This window comes from Coraliomargarita parva, from assembly GCF_027257905.1.
In the GTDB taxonomy this organism is placed as follows: Bacteria; Verrucomicrobiota; Verrucomicrobiia; order Opitutales; family Coraliomargaritaceae; genus Coraliomargarita_A; species Coraliomargarita_A parva.
This window is the reverse complement of record NZ_JAPZEI010000005.1, coordinates 102,790-120,689: the sequence shown is the minus strand read 5'-3', so window position 1 is coordinate 120,689 and position 17,900 is coordinate 102,790. Positions and strand designations below refer to the sequence as shown.

Genomic DNA, 17,900 nt, shown 5'->3' with positions numbered 1-17,900 from the left:
CGGAGATCGCATCATAGACATAAGCTTTCGATCTGGTGCCTGTATCGCTGCCTAAAACCCGTGACGATCCTGTCGGCTGCCTGCATCAGTCTCGTCTGCTTCAGCGCCACACTGTCCGGATCCAATACGAAGGTCATCCCACTCAGCGAGTACGTGGTCAAATCCCTCACCACGGAAGAGGGACTGCCCATGGATCAGCTGAATTTTATCGCCACCTCGAAAGAGGGTTATCTCTGGATCGCCAGTTTCGAAGGCTTGATCCGTTATGACGGACACGATTTCGACCTGATTTCGCACCGTGATTACGCCACGCTCCGGGGAGGTGTCTTTGACCTGAAAATCGACAAATCGAATATTGTCTGGGGCTTTGATACCAATGCTCGCTACCTCTTTCGCTATAACGAAGGCAGCTTGAAAACCTGGGAAACCGCCGAGTTCAGCAACGTGGTGGACTTCACCCTTTTTCTCAACTGGGAAGGTCATGTCCTCCTCCTGGGAGACAGCCGGTTCTACCAAATCGTAGACGATCAACTGGTCGAATATCCGGTGGCAGGTATCGAGGGCCTGCGCATCTATGACGCAGTCTTTGCCCCGAACGGAAACCTCTGGATCGCCGATTACGACGGAGGGGTTTTCCGCATTAAAGATGGCATACGGACCGAATTCGATATGTCCGTCTACGGGTCGGCCCTGGACCGGGCCCAGCGTCTGGAAGGTGACGGCGAAGGCGGTCTCTGGGTTATCACCGCCAGTAATGACCTCCTGCATTATGATGGCAAGGAATGGAATCTAATCCAGGTTCCCGAGTTGAAGAATGCGGGACGATGCCGGGACCTTTTGAGCGAAACAAACGGCAGCCTCTGGATCGGAATGGAAAGCGGGATGTACCGCTACAATGCAGGCGGAATCGAAAAATTGAAGCCGCTCGATGATCCCATTGACGACAACGTCTTGTCGATTACCCAGACACCGGAAGGCAGCATCGCGTATACAACCTTTAACAAGGGACTCAAGATCCTCCAGAAAGGCTTGTTCAAGACTTACACCGGCAAGAACGGCCTGCGCGGCGGTATTGTGCGCTGCATCCTGAAGTGCCCGAAAGGCAACTATTTCATCGGCTCAAATAAAGGCGTGAGTCGTATCTTCAAAGGACAGGTGTTTCATGAATATCACGAGCTTGATGGCATTGATGTAACCGATATCGTCGCTCTTGAAAACGGTGAGGTCTACTTTGCGACCTACGGCAAAGGCCTATACCGTTGGAAAGACGACAAGATGCAGAACTACTTGCAAGAAGACGGCTTGCTCTCCGACACGATCTATCGCATTGCCCAAGGACCGGATGGAAAACTGTGGCTCGCCACATATTCCGGTGCCTGTACCTTTGATGGTGAAAGCTTTGAAACCCCGGAAACCAATCAGACCCTGCCTGACCACCTGGCAATTTCACTCTTCCGTGACAGCCGGGACCGCATGTGGTATTCCATCGCTTCTGGCGGTTTGGCTTACGTCAAGGACGGCACACTCCACAGCATCACCAAGGATACAAAGCTCGAAAACGTTACCGTTTTTCACCTAAGCGAAGACTCCGACGGTATTCTTTGGGCAGGGTACAGCGGGGGCATTCTACGTGTGGAAAAAGATCGTATGACGGCCTATGACCTGACCGGGTTCTTTCCACGTACAAATATCTTTCATGTCTGGAATGATGGCCGGGGTTCCCTATGGCTGTCCACCAATTCCGGCCTCTACCGCTTGGACGCCAAGCCTTTTGACGGAAATCCCCTGCAGGGCAGCGTCGACTACAAGAGCTACCTGAAATCGGATGGCCTGCCTTCAAATAACGCTACAGCACTCTCCCACGCACTCACGCTGGAGGATGAATTCTGGATACCGTTCAATCAGGGGGTCTGTATCGTTGCTCCGGATGAGTTCGAGCCGGACAGTTATGATCCGCATGTCTTGATCGAAAATATCACGGTGAACGACCAGACACTGCTGGATTTTCCGAACAAGAACATAAGCGGCTTGCTCCTACCTCCCGGACTCCGCCAACTCAACGTCAATTACAGTGCTCCGCTTTTCCAAGCGAGCAAGCGGATACAGTTCAAGCGCCGCTTGCTGGGATTTGATAACGATTGGAAGGAAACACAGCGGCGCGATGCCACCTATACAAACCTGCCACCCGGCAACTACACTTTTGAAGTCGCCGTCGTAACAGACAACCAAAAGGACGAGTACACACATGTCGCCTCGATTCAATTCAAGGTACAGCCTTACTTCTATGAAACTGTCTGGTTCTATGCGATCTGCTGCATAGTCGCTGCCATCCTCATCTATGCATTCATCTATTTGCGTCTGCATAATTCCAGAGTACAGCAACACAAACTCAGTGCCCTCGTGCGCGCCCGTACCCGTGAGTTGGAAGAAAGGAGCGAAGAACTGTTGGTGGCCCGTGACCAGGCACAGTCGGCAAACAGGATGAAAAGTGAATTCATCGCCAATATCAGCCATGAAATCCGGACCCCTATGAATTCGATCATCGGGTTTGCCACGATCCTCAACGATGAACTGGTTGACCATTCGCATCGCCGCTATGTCAACTCGGTGCTGAATTCCGGGAAAACCCTTCTCACATTGATTAACGATCTGTTGGATATCTCCAAGATCGAAGCCAATAAGTTGGAGCTGTACCCGCACCCGACCCAGTTGGTCGAACTGTGCTCCAGCGTGCTGGAAATGTTCGAACCACAGGTCGCAAGACGTGACATTGAATTGAAGTTCACCAGCAGCGACGATACCCCCGAGTATGTGATGATTGACGATGCGCGCCTGCGCCAGGTCCTTGTCAACCTGATCGGGAATGCGGTCAAGTTTACGGACAAGGGAATGATCGAGCTTGAGATCGAATGTATGAAATGGCATGAAAGCCGGGTCCACCTACGTATCACTATTTCGGATACAGGTGAAGGCATCGAACAAGGAAAACTGGATTCCATTTTTGACTCCTTCGAGCAGATCAAGGGTAACAAGTACAGGAAGGGACAGGGCGGAAGCGGTCTTGGATTGAGCATATCCAAGCGACTCACCGAATTGATGGGTGGTTCCATACTGGTTGAAAGCACGCCGGGACAAGGCTCCCGCTTCATACTCGATTTCAACTCCCTCGAATTCGTGCAGGACCGCCAGGAGTCAAACAGCAAACGGGTTCCCAGAACGAGTCCCTCTCCCTTCCCCCCTGTCAACCTCGACGATACGCTTCATGCCCTGAAGAAATCGCTCTACGAGTGCATGAACACGGACAACTGCAGTTACACCGACAAGAAGGTATTCTTTCACATCTGTGAACGTACCTTGATGCCGGGACTCAAAATCCTGGACCTCGAGCGCATGGAACGGGCAGGCTCCGAAATACAGGGCCTCAACCTGAGCCTCCGGCACTCCTGTCTCGATCAGCTCATCGAGGAGATCCATGCCTGTGGTGAAGAGCTACGAGTCGAACGCAGCCGGGCACTTCGGGAAATGCTGATCCAGCTGATTCAGGAATACGACGCCGGCTAAGGCTGCAGGAAAATCAACGCATCCGGAAGGGACCTTATACGCAAACCGGCTTTCCAAGATAGGCAAGCAACCACATTTCCTTCCAGAGACGATAGCGGCCTTCACTACTGATCTTTCCTTCCTCTTCCTGGTAGGACCTAGGTATGAGGAAACCGGTTTCGGTGTTGATACGCTCAAGGATTCTTTGCTGGTCATTCAGCTCCTCCAGCGGGTCGTCTTCCATCACAACCGGCTCGATATTACTGCGCAGCAAGCGATTATGGTGCAGTTTCAACAAACGAGGCAGGGAACCGATCAATGGCTTGCGGCATAGATGCCAGGCTTCCGGATAGTACCCGCCGTAGGGCAGGTAATGATTGTCGGTGATAATACGTTCGCCTCCTTTGCTCAGCGTTGTGAGAGTGAAACACGCACTCGCCTCGCCTTTGCGCTTGGGTAGGAAAAGGATGTGCAAACGGCTCAGCTCGTCGGGACTTTGATACACGGAGGCACGGAGGTAGGTGCCTTCATAGAGTTCGGATTTGAGGGCTCCGAGACGCTTGAAACGGTTTTTCCGCAACCACTCCTTCAAATCGATCGCCCTGTTGTCGGCCGGCCACTCATCGCCATCGTGATTGATTTCGAAACTGGGAAAGAGGGGCAGCTCACTGCGGCTCAGGGCCTTGATCGCAATCCAATTGTAGCCGGTCTCCAAAAGGAACCAGAGTGCCAGTCCCGAAAGCATGTGGACCCACTGCGGGCGGCTTGAAATCCCCCCCTTCTCGATCAAAAAGGTAAACAACGCAGCAATGAAGAACCAACGCACCCAACGGGCCAGGATACCCAGAACCGGTATACCGGTCCGGCTGGACAAGGCCGGCAAAGCGATGGAAAGGCTAAGTAGGACCAGTAGCGTGTATTCGATTGTTGAACCTTCCTGAAACATGGAGAAAAGAAAACCGGCAGTGGTGAGCTACCGGTTGAAAATATGGAGTCGATTGGTAAGCCGGCAGTTAGTTGAGGCGCAACGGCATGATGACACAGATGAAATTATCCAGTGTCTTGAACAGGCCCGGGCTCAGCTCATCCTTGAATTCGAAGAAGACTTCATCCTTGCCCAGTGCCTTCAGGGGCTCCATCAGGAACTGCGGATTGAAAGCAACTTGCACTTCCGGACCGTCGTAGGCGATCGCCATGGATTCGTGCGACTCGCCGTACTCGGAACTGGAACCGGAAATTTCGAGCAGGTTCTTACTCACCTTGAGCTTCACGGAATTGCTCTTGTCGCTGGTCACCAATGCGGCACGGTGCACACACTCAAGCATGAGCTCACGCTCGATTTTGACGCGGTGTTCCGTCTCCTTGGGAATGACTTGCCGGTAGTTCGGGTAATTCCCCTCGACGATTTTCGAAACAAGGTACAAGTGGTCAACCAGCCCGGTGTCGCCGGCACTTTCGTCGATCGCGATTTCAAAGGCGACCTGGCGGTCGTTGAAGGCGACCTTGACGTTCTCCCCCTTACCCATGAGACGTTCCAGCTCGGCGACAGTCTTGGCCGGAAGAATCAGACTGCCTGCATTGTCGTCGCTGATTTCCGTTTCCAGGGCGGTCAGCGCGAGACGGCGGCCATCAGTCGCGACCAGCGTCAACTTCTCATCCGCAAAGTTGAAATAGACACCGTTGAGAATATATCGGTTCTCATCGGTCGACTGGGCATAGGACACACTCTTCAGCATGCCGACGACGTCGGATTGGCCCAACTCGAAGACGTGGCGGTTCTCGAAGGTCGGCAGTGGCGGGAACTCTTCCGTGCTGATGCCCATCATTTTGAAAAGTGAACCGCCGGAAGTGATCTTGGCCTGGTTGTTTGCACCGGTTTCAACGAAAACCTCGTTCTGTGGAAGTTCACGAATAATCGTCGCCAGTTTGCGGACCGGAAGTGTGATACCGCCCGATTCCTCCACTTCGGCTTTGATACGGCAACGAATGCCCAGATCGAGATTGGTAGTGGTCAGGGAGATGTGTCCATCCGCGGCTTCGATCAGCACGTTGCTCAGAATCGGCATGGTCGAACGGGTAGCGACGACGTTGAGCACTTGTTGGAGACCGTTGCTAAAGTGATCCTGGTTGATCTTGAACTTCATGATTCGTTTTTTGGTTTTTTGGGAGTTACTGGCAATCCTTATATATATATTGATTCTTTATACTTAAATCTCTCCGTAACAGTAGGTATGGTGAATGGGGAGAAAAACTCATCAACTTGCTGTATTCAAGCTATTTACGTTAAATCTTTATTGTGAAAAGCGAAGTGGAAAAAGTGACAGGGACGTGAACAATGTGAAAAAGTTTTCTGTAGTTCACCGAAGCTTCACACTTATTCCAAAGTAATTCACATCTCATTTGGCGGCCTTTCGGTCGAGGTGTCGACGGGCCCGTTGACGGCGGTAGAGATGTCGGATCGGGCCGTAAGCAATGTAGACGAAAAAGAGGACGGCAAAGGCGAACTCCTTGAAGAGGAAGATGCCGCTCAGCGCGAGAACGATGCCGATGAACGTCCTGAAGCGGGTACTGGTATGCCAGTCGACGTTCTTGAAACTGGGATAAGGGATGTTGCTGACCATGAGTGCCGCGATCGCGAGCATGAATGGCGGCATGAGGATAGAGAGGCCGCGGAGTTCAAAACTGTTTAGGACCAGAACCAGTGATGCGATCATGCCGGCGGCGGCGGGAACCGGAAGACCGAGGAAATCATGGGTGCCTTTGAGCTGCTCGGCCGGTGGGAGCATCGGATGGGTCAGTACATTGAACCGGGCCAGACGTACCCCGGCGCAGAGGAGGTAGATGAAGGCGATCAGCCATCCGATTTGCAGGAAAAACGGGTACTTCTCGGTTGGGGATAGGATGAGGAAGATCATCATCATGGCCGGAGCCACCCCAAAGGAGATGATATCCGCAATGGAATCGAACTCTTTGCCGAAGAGGGATTCCTTGCCACCCAGTCGTGCTACGCGGCCATCGAGGGCATCGCAGATCACGGCAAAGAGAATAAACCAGACCGCTTGGGTGAAATGGCGGGAGACTTCGAGCGGTACCTCGGCATAATTGGCCTGAATACAGCGCAGGATGGCGAGAAAGCCGAAGAAAAGGTTACCCGCGGTCAGACTGTTGGGCAGGAGGTAGATGCGGCTAGCCTCACCGGAGTCTGCGTATTTCGGGGGTGTGTGCTCAGGGGAATCGGGCATTGGGTTTAGTCGGCGACTTCATCTTTGTGCCGAAGGGAATCCAGGTATTTCCAGAAAGAGTCGTGTTGCTCGACCATGAATTCCTCGGTGATCGGCAGCTTCACACGAAAGACGAAATCGGAAAGTGTATTCTTGTGCAGAATGTAGTGCGCATAGAGCGCATCTCCTTGTTGCTCAAAGTAGATGCGAAATTCACCGGCGCGCACACGGTAGTAGGTTTTTCCCTGGCGATGGAAACGGCCCAGCTCTTCGTCCGGATGGTCCAATTGTTCTTGGGTCAGAGTGCTGACGACTTCGACCAGCAACATTTGCGAGCGGGTATCGAGCTTGTTCAGCTCGTGCATGCTTTGTTCGCTAAAATTGACCTGAAACATTGGAATCGCTGATATTTTGTAGGTGAAAACGTAATCATGAATGCAATAACGATTTGTGCAATCGCAGAATCGAGTCTTCCACCTGTCTCAGGTGATTGACCCATGCCCCATCGGACGCTTAGCTTGTACGTTTTATGTGTACTCTCCTACCAGCCGATGTGATCACATTGCAGTTCGATTCACGCAATCGATTACTCGTCCGCAAAAATGCCGGCGGGCAACTTGAAGCCTGTGTCCGTGAGGGAAAGGACGGCTTTTTTCTTGCGCGGATTGAGTGGTGTGGCCATCCGGTTGCGGTGTATGTCCGGATTGATGATGGCCGCAATGAAACGGCTTGTTTTCAGAGCTGGTACCAGTTGGAGGCTCGGAGCGACTGTGCTGAAAGTTTGACGGAACTGAGGTGCCGGCTCGAGCCGTACCTGGTCCGTGTCCCCTACCTGGACCTGAGCGAGAACGAATACATCTACCGCTTCCGTACCGCTAGGGAACGAAATCGTGAGGTCTATGTGGACGCCCAGTCGGAAGCACTCTACCAGAGCGCGCTTTGTGCGGCGATCAAAGCCGCCCGCCGGACGAAGGAAAAGACGTCCGGCGAGCCTGCCTTGCTCGATTTCGGACCGGTACAGTATGTCATCCCCAGTCATTTTGGATTTTGCCTCGGGGTGCAAAATGCAATTGAGCGCGCTTACGAAACTGTTGTCTCACATCCTGGAAAGCGGGTCTTCATGTTGAGTGAATTGATCCATAACCCATTTGTGAACAAGGATTTGCTGGCACGTGGGCTCCGTTACCTGCAGACCGACAAGGGGCTTCCGATACGCGCGGACGGGAGTGTGGCGACCGATCACAACGATCCTGAAACGCTGTGGAATCAGCTCACGGAAGACGATATCGTGATTATTCCTGCTTTTGGAGCGACCAATGAAGACAAGTTACGCCTGATTAAGCGGGGGCTGGCGATCCGGGAGAATGACGCAACCTGCATGTTGGTGGAAAAAGTCTGGAAAGCCGCCCGTCGCTATGCGGAAGAAGGTTTTACCGTGCTGATTCATGGAAAGTCGGAGCATGAGGAAACCAAAGCAACGTTCTCAAACAGCTCGAGCTGCGGACCCGCATTGATGATCCGCAACATGGCACACGCGGAAAAGCTCGGTGAGGTCATTCTTGCTTCCGGTTCCGATAAGACCCGGCTCTTTTACCAGTCCTTTGCCGGGTTGTGCTCGCAGGATTTTAATCCGGAGCGTGATCTGGAAAAACTGGCTGTGGTCAATCAAACCACCCTACTCCGCAACGAGACCTTGCGGATTATAGACTACCTGCGTGCTATCATTGCCAAGAAATTCGGTGAGGCTGCGGTGGAGTCCCATCTCTGGTCGAAGGGCAAGGGGGACACGCTTTGCTATGCTACACAGGTCAACCAGGATGCGCTGCGCAAGGCTGTCGAGCAGCCTGTGGATGCGGCGCTTGTAGTTGGAGGCAAGAACAGCTCGAATACATACCAGCTCTACCGTGTCTGTAAGGAACGCTTTGGGGATAAGGCACATTACATCCAGTCGGAAGCCAATATCCTCTCGCTGGATTCGATCCGTCATTATGTTTTTCCGTATAACCCTTCCGATACGGTCATCGAAAGCGAGATCGTGCGTTGCTTTCTAAAACCGGCGGATCGTCCCCTGAGGATCTTGCTGACCGGAGGCGCCTCCTGTCCTGACGGTATCATTCAACAGGTCATTCACCGGATTAACAGTTTCTTTCCGTCTGAAGAACTCCATAGCATTGAAAGTATTCTTAAAGCATTTGATGCAGATACTTGAGCTTTCCCTGAATTCAGGTAAAGTTAATCAAAATGTTGATTAGCCTAACAGATTGTGAAGGAGTCCCAACCGATTTCGAGGTGGGTGCATTGGTCCGCCACAGGCTCTATGGCTACCGTGGTGTGATTGTCTCGCTGGATGCGGTGTGCATGGCCGGTGAGAAATGGTACATGGCCAACAAGACACAGCCGTCGCGGAATCAGCCTTGGTACCATGTGTTGGTACATGACAGTGGCGGGTTGAGTACTTACGTGGCGCAGTCCAATCTTGAACTGGATACGAGCAAGCAGCCGATCAATCATCCGCGGATCGAGAGCTATTTCTGCTGTTTCAAGGACGGTGCTTACGTGCGCAACCAGCACGCCAAGCAAGCGAACTGTCATACGGCCTGAGGTCCGCGACTCAGCCTGCAAGGCCTGTTTCGATGCCTTCGAGAACGAGTTCGCCGCTCAGGGTTGTCGTAGTGGCTTCCAGAATACGGACGGGAACGAGTTCGCCAACCAGACGCTCGCTGGCCGGAACGACGACTTTGCGATGCCCCCGGGTGCGGCCCATGTACATGCCCTCCCCACGTTTGGCAGGGCCCTCGATCAGCACTTCTTCGATGTGCCCCACGAGTGATTGGTTCCGCGACAATGAACTCTGCCCCAGCAAATCGAGCAGGACTTGGTTCCGTTCCTCTTTGACTTCCTTGCTCACCGGATCACCCAGCGGTTCGGCCGTCGTACCCGGACGCACGCTGTACTTGAAAAGGAAAGCCATATCAAAAGCGATTTCCTCGAAGGCGCGACGGGTGAGCTCGAAGTCTTCATCGGTTTCACCCGGAAAACCGACGATCACATCGGTTGAAATGTAAATATCCGGGCGGACGGCCCGGAGCTGATCGATGATCCGGCGAAAGCGCTCAATCGTATAGGGACGGCGCATCGCCTTGAGAATACGGTCGCTCCCGCTCTGCATCGGGAAATGCAGGTATTCGCAGAGCTTGGGCAGTCGGGCATAGCAGTCAATCAGGTCTTCTTTGAAACCGACTGGATGCGGACTGGTGAAACGGATCCGCTCGATGCCCTCGATGGCATTCACCTTCTCCAAGAGTTGCACAAAGGGGCTCTTCTTGTCGACAAAGGGAAATTCACGGATCCCGTATTGGTTAACGATCTGCCCGAGCAAAGTGACTTCCTTGGTGCCTCGGGCGGCCAACTCCTCGATTTCCTCGACGATCGATTCCATCGGGCGCGCGCGTTCCGCGCCCCGGGTTTTCGGCACGATGCAGTAGGAGCATTTCATGTTGCAGCCCTGCATGATGCTGACGAAGGCGGAAACTTGGCGGCTGTCCTTCACATGCGAGCGGATCGTATTCTGGGAACCGGCTTCTTCTTCCAAGTCGATCACCGTGCTCGGACGAGGCCCCTGGCCCTGCAGGGTCGCGATCATGTTGTCGAGATGATCCGGCACGCGGTGAAATTTCTGGGTGCCGATGATGAGGTCGAGGTCGGGCAGTCGGTCCACGAGCTCGTCCCCACGGTTCTGCGCCATACAGCCCATGATCCCGACGATCAGGTTCGGGTTCTTTTTTTTCCGTGCGCTCACATGGCCGGCCTTCCCGATCGCCTTCTGTTCCGCCTGATCGCGCACGCTACAGGTGTTCAGAAGAATCACGTCCGCATCGAACTCATTGTCCACGATCGAATAGCCCTTGCCCCGCAACATGGCGGCAACGGCTTCGGAGTCGCGCTCATTCATCTGGCAACCGTAGGTTTTGATATGGACCCGGTTCATGTGGAGAGCGGGAGAATGCGCAGGGGGACGGCTTTGTAAACTCTGAACTTGTCCCCGGTTTCGCCTGATCTGTTAGAAATTTCTCAAACTCGGGCTGTCGGCGCCTGACGACTTGACGCTGGGTCCTGGGTCTCTGTTCATGGTGCAATGGCAGTACACCCCCCACGCGAAATCATTTTAGCCAAGGCTGGCGAGCTGTTTCACAAGCGCGGTTATGGCGCGGTGACTATTGATGATGTGATTCAGTCCAGTGGCTTGCCCAAGGCTGCTTTTCACCAGAATTTCAGTACCAAAACAGCGCTGGGCAAGGCGTGGCTGGAGCGCCTAATCCGCCGGATGGATGTCTTCCACAGTGATTTCCTAAGCCGGGCCGGGGAGCGCGACAAGCGCTTGCGCAAGTACTTCCTTTCCATGCGTAGCTGGGTGGAGACCAACGGCTTCCGTTCCTGCCAGTTTGCGAATACGGCTGCCTGTATTGATGCGGAGGCCGATGAGGAACTCGCATACCTGATCGATCAATACAAGCGGGCGCAGCTTCAGTTCTTTATCGATCTGGTCAAAACCATCGTCGACGAGTCGCAGGCCCGTCGTATCGGAACCGCCGTGTTCCTGCTCTATTCCGGTGCGATGACCGAGTGCCAGAACCTGAAGGCGACTTGGCCTCTGGAAGATGCCTTGGTGGTAGCCGAGAAGCTGTGCCAAGTGGAAGCTGCCTGAAGCAGTGGTTGGCCGGTGTGTGTGGCCGGTCGAGTAACTAAATTGCCCGAGCTGACTTGACAGCGGGTGGAGCCCGTCCAACCTGCGGCTCTTTCGCTACACTCGAAACTCAACCAAACCAAATACACAGCAATGATTACTGTCGGCGATTCATTCCCGCAATTCAAAGTCAAGGCCTGCAACGGTCTGACCAACGACGATCTTATCGATATCACCAGCGAAAGCTACGAAGCCAAGTGGAAGGTCTTTTTCTTCTACCCGAAGGATTTCACTTTCGTCTGCCCGACTGAAATCGTGGAATTCAGCAAGAATGTCGGCGAGTTTGAAGACCGCGACACCGTGGTCATCGGCGGGAGTGCGGACAATGAATTCTGCCACCTCGCATGGCGCAACGACCACGAAGATCTTCGTGATCTGAAACTTCCGCTGATTGCGGCTCCGAAACTGGCCCGTGAACTGGGCATTCTGGACGCTGAGGAAAATGTCTGCCTGCGTGCCACTTTTATCGTGGATCCCCACGGTGTCGTTCAGTATGCGTCCTGCAACAACCTGAGCGTCGGCCGTAATGTGAAGGAGATTCTGCGTGTTCTGGATGCAATCCAGTCCGACGAGCTTTGCCCTTGCAACTGGAATAAGGGCGACGAAACCATCAAAGTCTGATAACTCTCATGGAGAAGATTACCGAACTGCTTGCCCAGCTTCCCGAGGAAGCCAAGGACCTGCGTATCAACGCCAAGCGTGTCTTGGCGGCGGAAGAATCGCTCGATGCGGCCCAAACCTGGGGCACCGCGTTGACTGCAGCCTATTTCATTCGCCATCCGGAGCTGACCGCGGCCGTCCTCGAAGATGCCAAGGCTGCCGGTGTGAGTGCTGAAGTGCTGGCCGACGCCAAGGCGGCGGCCGCGATCATGGGGATGAACACGATCTATTATCGTTTTCGTCACCTCATGGCGAGTGATGCCTACAATCAGCGTCCGGCCAATCTCCGCATGATGCGCATGCAGCAGGTGGCGACCAGCAAGGTCCTGTTCGAACTCTTCTCCATCGCTCCGGCTGCACTCGCCGGTTGTGAAATGTGTCTGAAGGCGCACGAGGCGGCGGTCAAGGCCGGTGGCCTGAATGAAGACAATATCCATGACGCGGTCCGGATCGCCTCCGTCCTGCATGGTGTCGCGGTCGCTTTGGAGACCCTCGCCTGATAAAAACTTCAATTTTCCATTTCAGGGGCGTTGCGAAAGCAGCGCCCCTTTTTATTTCTATACCTGCATGTCTGTCAGCGAGTATACCGTTTTTGTCTATGGCACCTTGAAGCCCGGTGGGCGTTACTGGCCCCGTTATTGTGAGGGCAAGGTGGCCTCGCCCCTGCCGGCTATGGTACGGGGGGAGCTGTATGATCTGCATGTCGGCTATCCCGGTCTGATTCTGCGAGGGGACAGCTGGGTGCAGGGCTTCATCATGACCTTTCCGGAGCAAAAGGACTTCCTCCATCTGGATACCCTCGAGGACTACCAACCGGGCCGGCCCTTGCATGAGAATGAATATAACCGGCTGAAGGTGGAATGTTTCAATCCTGCCGGTGAATCATTCGGTCCGGTCTGGGTCTACGAGATGTCCGAAGCAAAGGTGGTGGAATTCGGTGGCACGCGCCTGAAAAGCGGAAATTGGCCGATTTGAATAAATCACGGCTTGAATTCCTGCTCCCGACACGGTCAGCTCATCGGCTATGCTATTTGAAAACGGTTCAACTCATCTCTTTATTGGTGATTCGATCACGGATTGCGGACGCAATCGTGACACAAACGGGGTCGATCTGGGCTTCGGTTACACCTCGCAAATTGTGCCTTTGATCCGGGCCCACTATCCGGAACTGACCATTCAGTTCCTGAACTTCGGGATCAGCGGTAACCGGGTCACGGACCTGGAAGCGCGTTGGGACGCTGATGTCATGGCCCAGAAGCCGGATACCGTATCGATCATGATCGGGATCAATGATGTGTGGCGCCATTTTGAGTTTGGCAGTCTGATGCCTGATCAGGTCAGCATTGAAGACTATGAAGCCAAGCTGGAAGGTCTGGTGAAGAAAACGCTCCCGAGTGTGAAAACAGTCATCGTTATGTCGCCCTATTACCTGGAAACCAATCTGGAAGACCCGATGCGAAAGACGATGGATGAATATGGCGCGAAGGCGAAAGCAGTGGCTGAACGCAACGGACTGATCTTCGTCGACGTTCAAGCGGCGTTCGACGACTGGCTCAAGCACAACCACACCCAACAGCTCTGCAGTGACCGGGTACATCCGAAGCCAACCGGCCACGCAGTGATCGCAAAAGCGTTCCTGGATGCGGTTGGATTCGAGTGGTAAGTTCTCCCTACTCGCTCGGTGCTTCTTTACTGGCGGCCTTTTTGGCCGCCTTTTTCTTGGCTGCTTTCTTTTTCACTGCCTTTTTGGCCGCCTTCTTGGTCGCAGTCTTTTTCTTGGCTGCCTTCTTGGCTGCTTTTTTCTTCACCGGCTTATCTTTGTCCGGGCTCCCGCTTTCAGGGGAGGCGGTCTTTTCGACGGCAGGCTTCACTACAGGCGTAGGTGCTTCGACGGCCGCTGCCGGTGCGGGGGCCTTGGAAGGCTTCTCCTTCGCTGCGCCGTCGCTTGAGGGCTTGGATGCAGGTGCTTCAGGGGTTTCCTTGGGCTTGTCGCTGCCGCCCTCGCTCTTTTCGCGATTGCGGTTACGCCCGCCACGACGTCGACGGGATTTGGATTTCCCGGGGGCGGCTTCGGCTGTTTCGGACTGAGCTGTGTTGTCTGAAGCCGCTTCGGGGGCGGGTTGGGCCGGTGCTTCGCTGCGGGGCGCATGGTCCCCGGAGGCGGCTTCGCTTGGAGCCTCTGCGTTTTCGCCGGATGAATTGTCTTCGTTACGCTCACGGTTGCGATTGCGCCCGCGGCGCCGGCGCCGGCGCTTGTTCTTCCCCTGCCCTCCTTCGCCTGCCTCTGCCGGGCCTGCTTTTTGTGGGCTGCTTTGGGGAACTTCATCGTCATAGCGCTCCGGATGGGCCTCGTAATCTTCGATGGCGGCCGCGATCTTGTCCTCCATCTCCTCGTCGGTATACGGAATGACGCGTTCGACACGGTCGGCTTTTCTCGTGGCAATGGGCTCAGGTTCCGGCGGACGGTACTCCTTCGGTGGCAGGACAACCGTACTATAAGGGTCGATTGCAATCGGGGTGGCGGGCAGTGCTTGCTCAGCTGTGGCGCTCAGGCGTGGATAAAGTGTGATCTCGTTGGGGATGTTGGTTTCGTTTTCATCCAGCAGGCTGATGATGACTTTGACCACATTGGCCGGATCGATGCGGGATTGGGCCACCTGCTCGGGACTGGCCGTCTCGGCCGGGGTTTCCGGGTTTTGGCGCAGTATGAGATTGGAGACTCGCAGACCGGCATCCCTGGCGCTGTCAAACAGCGCCTGGTTCATGTCGCGCAAGCCGCCTTCGATCAGGGCATTGACCGCACTGGCGTGGTGTCCGCTCTTGTTAGCCGGAATGATGTTGATCAGCTGGCCGCGGAAACGAAGCAGGTTGGGAAGCATAATCCGGGTCAGCATGACCGGCCCGAGAAGACCGATCTTGAGGATCGCTTCCAGGTTCCCGATGGCGAGTTTGCTGAAATCGCTGCCGGGCGTGACATCAATCGCGTGGATCAGGATGTTGAGTTTGCCCTCCTGTTCCAGGATCTGTTCGGCGACCGAGCAAATGGCCGAGAGGTCGGTCAGGTCGATGGCGTGCGCGATGAAATTCGGGTCGGCGTAACTGACTTTGGAAAAGTTGTTGCCGATGCCGTGTACACGGCAGCCCTGTTGAATGAGGCGCTCAATAATGCGCAGACCGAGGGGCGTTTCCGCTCCGGTAACAATGGCGATATCCATAGACTGTCTGAAATGGGCTCATGCAACGGAGAACTCCCGCTTCTGGGGTTCGTCAGACGTGGCTGAGTGTTCTGGTTATATGTTAGTGTGTTTGTTTCCCAAGTTGTAAGCATCTGTCATGCCGTGGGAGTGGGAGATTCCGGAGCGTATGGGAGTCGGCTATTCGGAGGAATGCAACGGAATTCGCCGCTCGTCATCGAATTATTGCATAGGCTTCCGCTTGAGGAAGCCTACGAGTTCTTCCAGGGAATGTACGACTGGTGCCCCGCTGCCGGCCAGCCTTTCGGGTGTGTGGTGCCCATGGGCGAGGAGTATGCAGTCCGTCCCGATCGCTTGAGCCACTTCGTAGTCATGCAGGGTATCCCCTACGAGTACGACTTCGCGAGCGGGCCAATCCAGAGAGCGGATCCAGCGCCGTCCCTGCTCGACCTTGCCGTGGGCGTGGATGTTGTCGGTTCCCACCAGCCCCCTGAAGTGTCGGCCTATTCCGAAGTGTGCGATTCCCGTCTCCAGTGCGCGTTGATGGGCGGCTGACAGTACGGAATGACTGTAGCCCTGCTCTGCCAGTGTTTCCAGTGTGGATGCGGCCCCTTTCTGTAGCTCGCATTCCGTCAGCCAGCGGGCTTCGTACGCTTGGATGAATGCCTGGCTGATCCGGTCAAAACTGTCCACGTCCACATCGAAGCCCAGATATTCGTAGAAGTGAATCACCGGAAATCCGAAGTTCTCCCGGTAGTCGTTTTCAGACAAGGGATTGCGGTTCCGTTGCCGTAGAAGCCCATTCAGGACCTCGACGCAAAGCCAGGTGTCGTCCAGCAGGGTACCGTTCCAGTCCCAGATGATGTGCTTGTAGCTCCTCGGCATACTTCAGTCAATCAGCTCCGGTTTGTGTTGAAAAAGAACCACCGGCACTTGCAGCAGGGCCAGAAAGATCAAAGTGCCTTCGAGTCCGGGCACGCCCAAGCGCTCCCCCCTTTCAGCTGCGGCCATATAGGAAAACATGACCGAGATAATCATCACAAAGACGAAAATTGCGGAAATGATCGCAAGGGCCGCAAAAGCGATTTTCCAGATGCGTTCCGGCAAATGCGTGTAGGGGAGGTGCAGCAGTAGCCCGTAGAAGATAAAATACAGGCCCTTGAAGCATTCGAATCCGACTGTCCCGGTCTTTCCGAGACTGTAGCTACCGCTGAGAATCAGGATATAACCGAGCGCCTTGCCCGCCCAGCGTGCGTAGCGCAGGCCTTTTCCGCTGTTTTGCGTCATCGTGGTTTCAGACATGCGAGGGTGCTGGCTGCCATTGGACGGTGTTCATGCTTGCCGCTTAAGTAATAGTGAACAAATTAGCATTTAAACTTGTCTTGTGGTGGAACTGCGTCAATCTCCTGACACACTCCACTTAAATTACAATTATCTATGGCCACAAAAGCACAAATCGAAAAATCGGATCGTACCGCCGAAGCCAATCGCAAGAACCTCGAACTTGCCATTTCCGGCATCAATAAGCAGTTCGGTCCGGGTGCCTTGATGCGCTTGGGGGAAGCGACCAAGATGGAGATCGATAAGATTTCTACGGGTTCGATCGCGATCGACCTGGCTCTGGGGATCGGTGGTCTGCCGCGTGGCCGTGTGTGCGAGATTTATGGCCCCGAAAGTTCCGGTAAAACCACATTCTGTCTGAGCATCATCGCCGAGGCGCAGCGCCAGGGCGGCAATGCAGTCTTCATCGACGTGGAACATGCACTCGACCCGCGCTATGCCAAGGTGGTTGGGGTGGATCTCGAGAATCTAATGGTTTCACAGCCCGAGAGCGGTGAAGACGCGCTGAATATTGCGGAAACCCTGATTCGCTCCGGTGCCATCGACATCATTGTGATCGACTCTGTGGCGGCTCTTGTCTCCAAGAACGAGCTGGACGGTCAGATGGGGGATTCGACTGTGGGCCTGCAGGCACGGATGATGAGCCAGGCCATGCGCCGCTTGACCGGTGCGATCAACAAGACCCAATGCGTCGTCCTTTTCACCAACCAGATCCGTGAGAAGATTGGTGTCATGTTCGGCAGTCCGGAAACACAACCGGGCGGGCGCGCACTCAAGTTCTTTGCTTCGGTCCGTATGGATATACGTCGGATTGGGCAGATCAAGGAGTCCTCTGGCAAGGTGGTCGGCAACCGGACACGTCTCAAGGTCGTCAAGAACAAGGTCGCCCCACCCTTCACTGAATGTGAATTCGACATCATGTACAATGAAGGTATTTCTCACTCTGGCTCGCTGGTTGACCTGGGGGTCGAACATAAGATCCTCGATAAAAAGGGCTCCTGGATCTCCTTCAATGGTGAGATGATCGGTCAGGGCCGTGAAGCTGCCAAACAGCAAATCGCTGAAAACAAGGAACTTGCCGAGCAGATCACGAAACTTATCCTCGATAAGGTCCATGTCAAAGGCGGCGAATCCCTCACGGGCGACAGCAAGGATGAGTCGGATTCCTAAGCCTTTGGGTTAGGTCTCCATGTAAGCCAG

16 protein-coding genes and 1 pseudogene are annotated in these 17,900 nt (G+C 54.4%); 9 read left to right on the top strand and 8 right to left on the bottom strand.

Annotated elements, in window-relative coordinates; translation table 11 throughout:
- The first annotated feature begins 60 nt into the window (after positions 1-60).
- Positions 61-3,561, top strand: a complete 3,501-nt coding sequence (locus O2597_RS08825; protein WP_269524059.1) for a sensor histidine kinase — start codon at positions 61-63, stop codon at positions 3,559-3,561.
- 34 nt (positions 3,562-3,595) lie between these two features.
- Here O2597_RS08825 and O2597_RS08820 read toward each other — a convergent pair whose 3' ends face one another.
- The 4 genes from O2597_RS08820 to O2597_RS08805 all read right to left on the bottom strand — a co-directional run bounded on the left by O2597_RS08820 (position 3,596) and on the right by O2597_RS08805 (position 7,156).
- A complete protein-coding gene (locus O2597_RS08820) occupies positions 3,596-4,486 on the bottom strand; it encodes a hypothetical protein (RefSeq protein ID WP_269524057.1) in 891 nt (296 codons plus the stop codon).
- 67 nt (positions 4,487-4,553) lie between these two features.
- On the bottom strand, positions 4,554-5,684 hold the full coding sequence (gene dnaN / locus O2597_RS08815) for a DNA polymerase III subunit beta (protein ID WP_269524056.1): 1,131 nt from the start codon (positions 5,682-5,684) through the stop codon (positions 4,554-4,556).
- 252 nt (positions 5,685-5,936) lie between these two features.
- Positions 5,937-6,782, bottom strand: a complete 846-nt coding sequence (pssA, locus tag O2597_RS08810) for a CDP-diacylglycerol--serine O-phosphatidyltransferase (protein ID WP_269524054.1) — start codon at positions 6,780-6,782, stop codon at positions 5,937-5,939.
- 5 nt (positions 6,783-6,787) lie between these two features.
- Positions 6,788-7,156 (bottom strand): type II toxin-antitoxin system RelE family toxin, encoded by a 369-nt coding sequence (locus O2597_RS08805; RefSeq protein WP_269524053.1) that lies wholly within the window; start codon positions 7,154-7,156, stop codon positions 6,788-6,790.
- A gap of 134 nt (positions 7,157-7,290) precedes the next feature.
- Between O2597_RS08805 and ispH the strand changes: the two genes are divergently transcribed.
- Together ispH and hspQ are read left to right on the top strand one after the other, a co-directional pair.
- The gene (gene ispH / locus O2597_RS08800) at positions 7,291-8,970 is read left to right on the top strand and encodes a 4-hydroxy-3-methylbut-2-enyl diphosphate reductase (protein WP_269524051.1); all 1,680 of its coding nucleotides are present in this window, start codon (positions 7,291-7,293) and stop codon (positions 8,968-8,970) included.
- Positions 8,971-9,002: 32 nt separating this feature from the next.
- Positions 9,003-9,362 (top strand): heat shock protein HspQ, encoded by a 360-nt coding sequence (gene hspQ / locus O2597_RS08795; protein ID WP_269524049.1) that lies wholly within the window; start codon positions 9,003-9,005, stop codon positions 9,360-9,362.
- A 10-nt stretch (positions 9,363-9,372) separates the two neighbouring features.
- On the opposite strand, the gene miaB is transcribed toward hspQ, so the two are convergent.
- Positions 9,373-10,749 (bottom strand): tRNA (N6-isopentenyl adenosine(37)-C2)-methylthiotransferase MiaB, encoded by a 1,377-nt coding sequence (gene miaB, locus O2597_RS08790; protein ID WP_269524047.1) that lies wholly within the window; start codon positions 10,747-10,749, stop codon positions 9,373-9,375.
- Positions 10,750-10,896: 147 nt separating this feature from the next.
- Here miaB and O2597_RS08785 point away from each other — a divergent pair, with 147 nt between their 5' ends.
- The 5 genes from O2597_RS08785 (at position 10,897) to O2597_RS08765 (ending at position 13,828) form a co-directional block, all read left to right on the top strand.
- Positions 10,897-11,466, top strand: a complete 570-nt coding sequence (locus O2597_RS08785) for a TetR/AcrR family transcriptional regulator (RefSeq protein WP_269524045.1) — start codon at positions 10,897-10,899, stop codon at positions 11,464-11,466.
- Between the two features lie 132 nt (positions 11,467-11,598).
- Positions 11,599-12,126 (top strand): peroxiredoxin, encoded by a 528-nt coding sequence (locus O2597_RS08780; RefSeq protein WP_269524043.1) that lies wholly within the window; start codon positions 11,599-11,601, stop codon positions 12,124-12,126.
- Positions 12,127-12,134: 8 nt separating this feature from the next.
- Complete coding sequence (locus O2597_RS08775) at positions 12,135-12,665, top strand: carboxymuconolactone decarboxylase family protein (protein WP_269524041.1); 531 nt, start codon at positions 12,135-12,137, stop codon at positions 12,663-12,665.
- A 67-nt stretch (positions 12,666-12,732) separates the two neighbouring features.
- Positions 12,733-13,140 carry a gamma-glutamylcyclotransferase family protein gene (locus O2597_RS08770; RefSeq protein ID WP_269524039.1) on the top strand — a complete coding sequence of 136 codons (408 nt, stop codon included), beginning with the start codon at positions 12,733-12,735 and terminating at the stop codon, positions 13,138-13,140.
- A gap of 49 nt (positions 13,141-13,189) precedes the next feature.
- Positions 13,190-13,828 carry an SGNH/GDSL hydrolase family protein gene (locus tag O2597_RS08765; RefSeq protein WP_269524037.1) on the top strand — a complete coding sequence of 213 codons (639 nt, stop codon included), beginning with the start codon at positions 13,190-13,192 and terminating at the stop codon, positions 13,826-13,828.
- Positions 13,829-15,008: 1,180 nt separating this feature from the next.
- On the opposite strand, the pseudogene O2597_RS08760 reads toward O2597_RS08765, so the two are convergent.
- From O2597_RS08760 to O2597_RS08750, 3 genes and pseudogenes are all read right to left on the bottom strand, one after another.
- A pseudogene (locus tag O2597_RS08760) lies at positions 15,009-15,380 on the bottom strand (SDR family NAD(P)-dependent oxidoreductase); the annotation flags it as partial.
- 201 nt (positions 15,381-15,581) lie between these two features.
- The gene (locus O2597_RS08755) at positions 15,582-16,244 is read right to left on the bottom strand and encodes an HAD family hydrolase (protein ID WP_269524035.1); all 663 of its coding nucleotides are present in this window, start codon (positions 16,242-16,244) and stop codon (positions 15,582-15,584) included.
- 3 nt (positions 16,245-16,247) lie between these two features.
- Positions 16,248-16,661, bottom strand: coding sequence for a hypothetical protein (locus tag O2597_RS08750; RefSeq protein ID WP_269524033.1), 414 nt, complete (start codon positions 16,659-16,661; stop codon positions 16,248-16,250).
- Between the two features lie 135 nt (positions 16,662-16,796).
- Between O2597_RS08750 and recA the strand changes: the two genes are divergently transcribed.
- A complete protein-coding gene (gene recA / locus O2597_RS08745; protein WP_269524031.1) occupies positions 16,797-17,870 on the top strand; it encodes a recombinase RecA in 1,074 nt (357 codons plus the stop codon).
- The last annotated feature ends 30 nt before the right edge of the window (positions 17,871-17,900 follow it).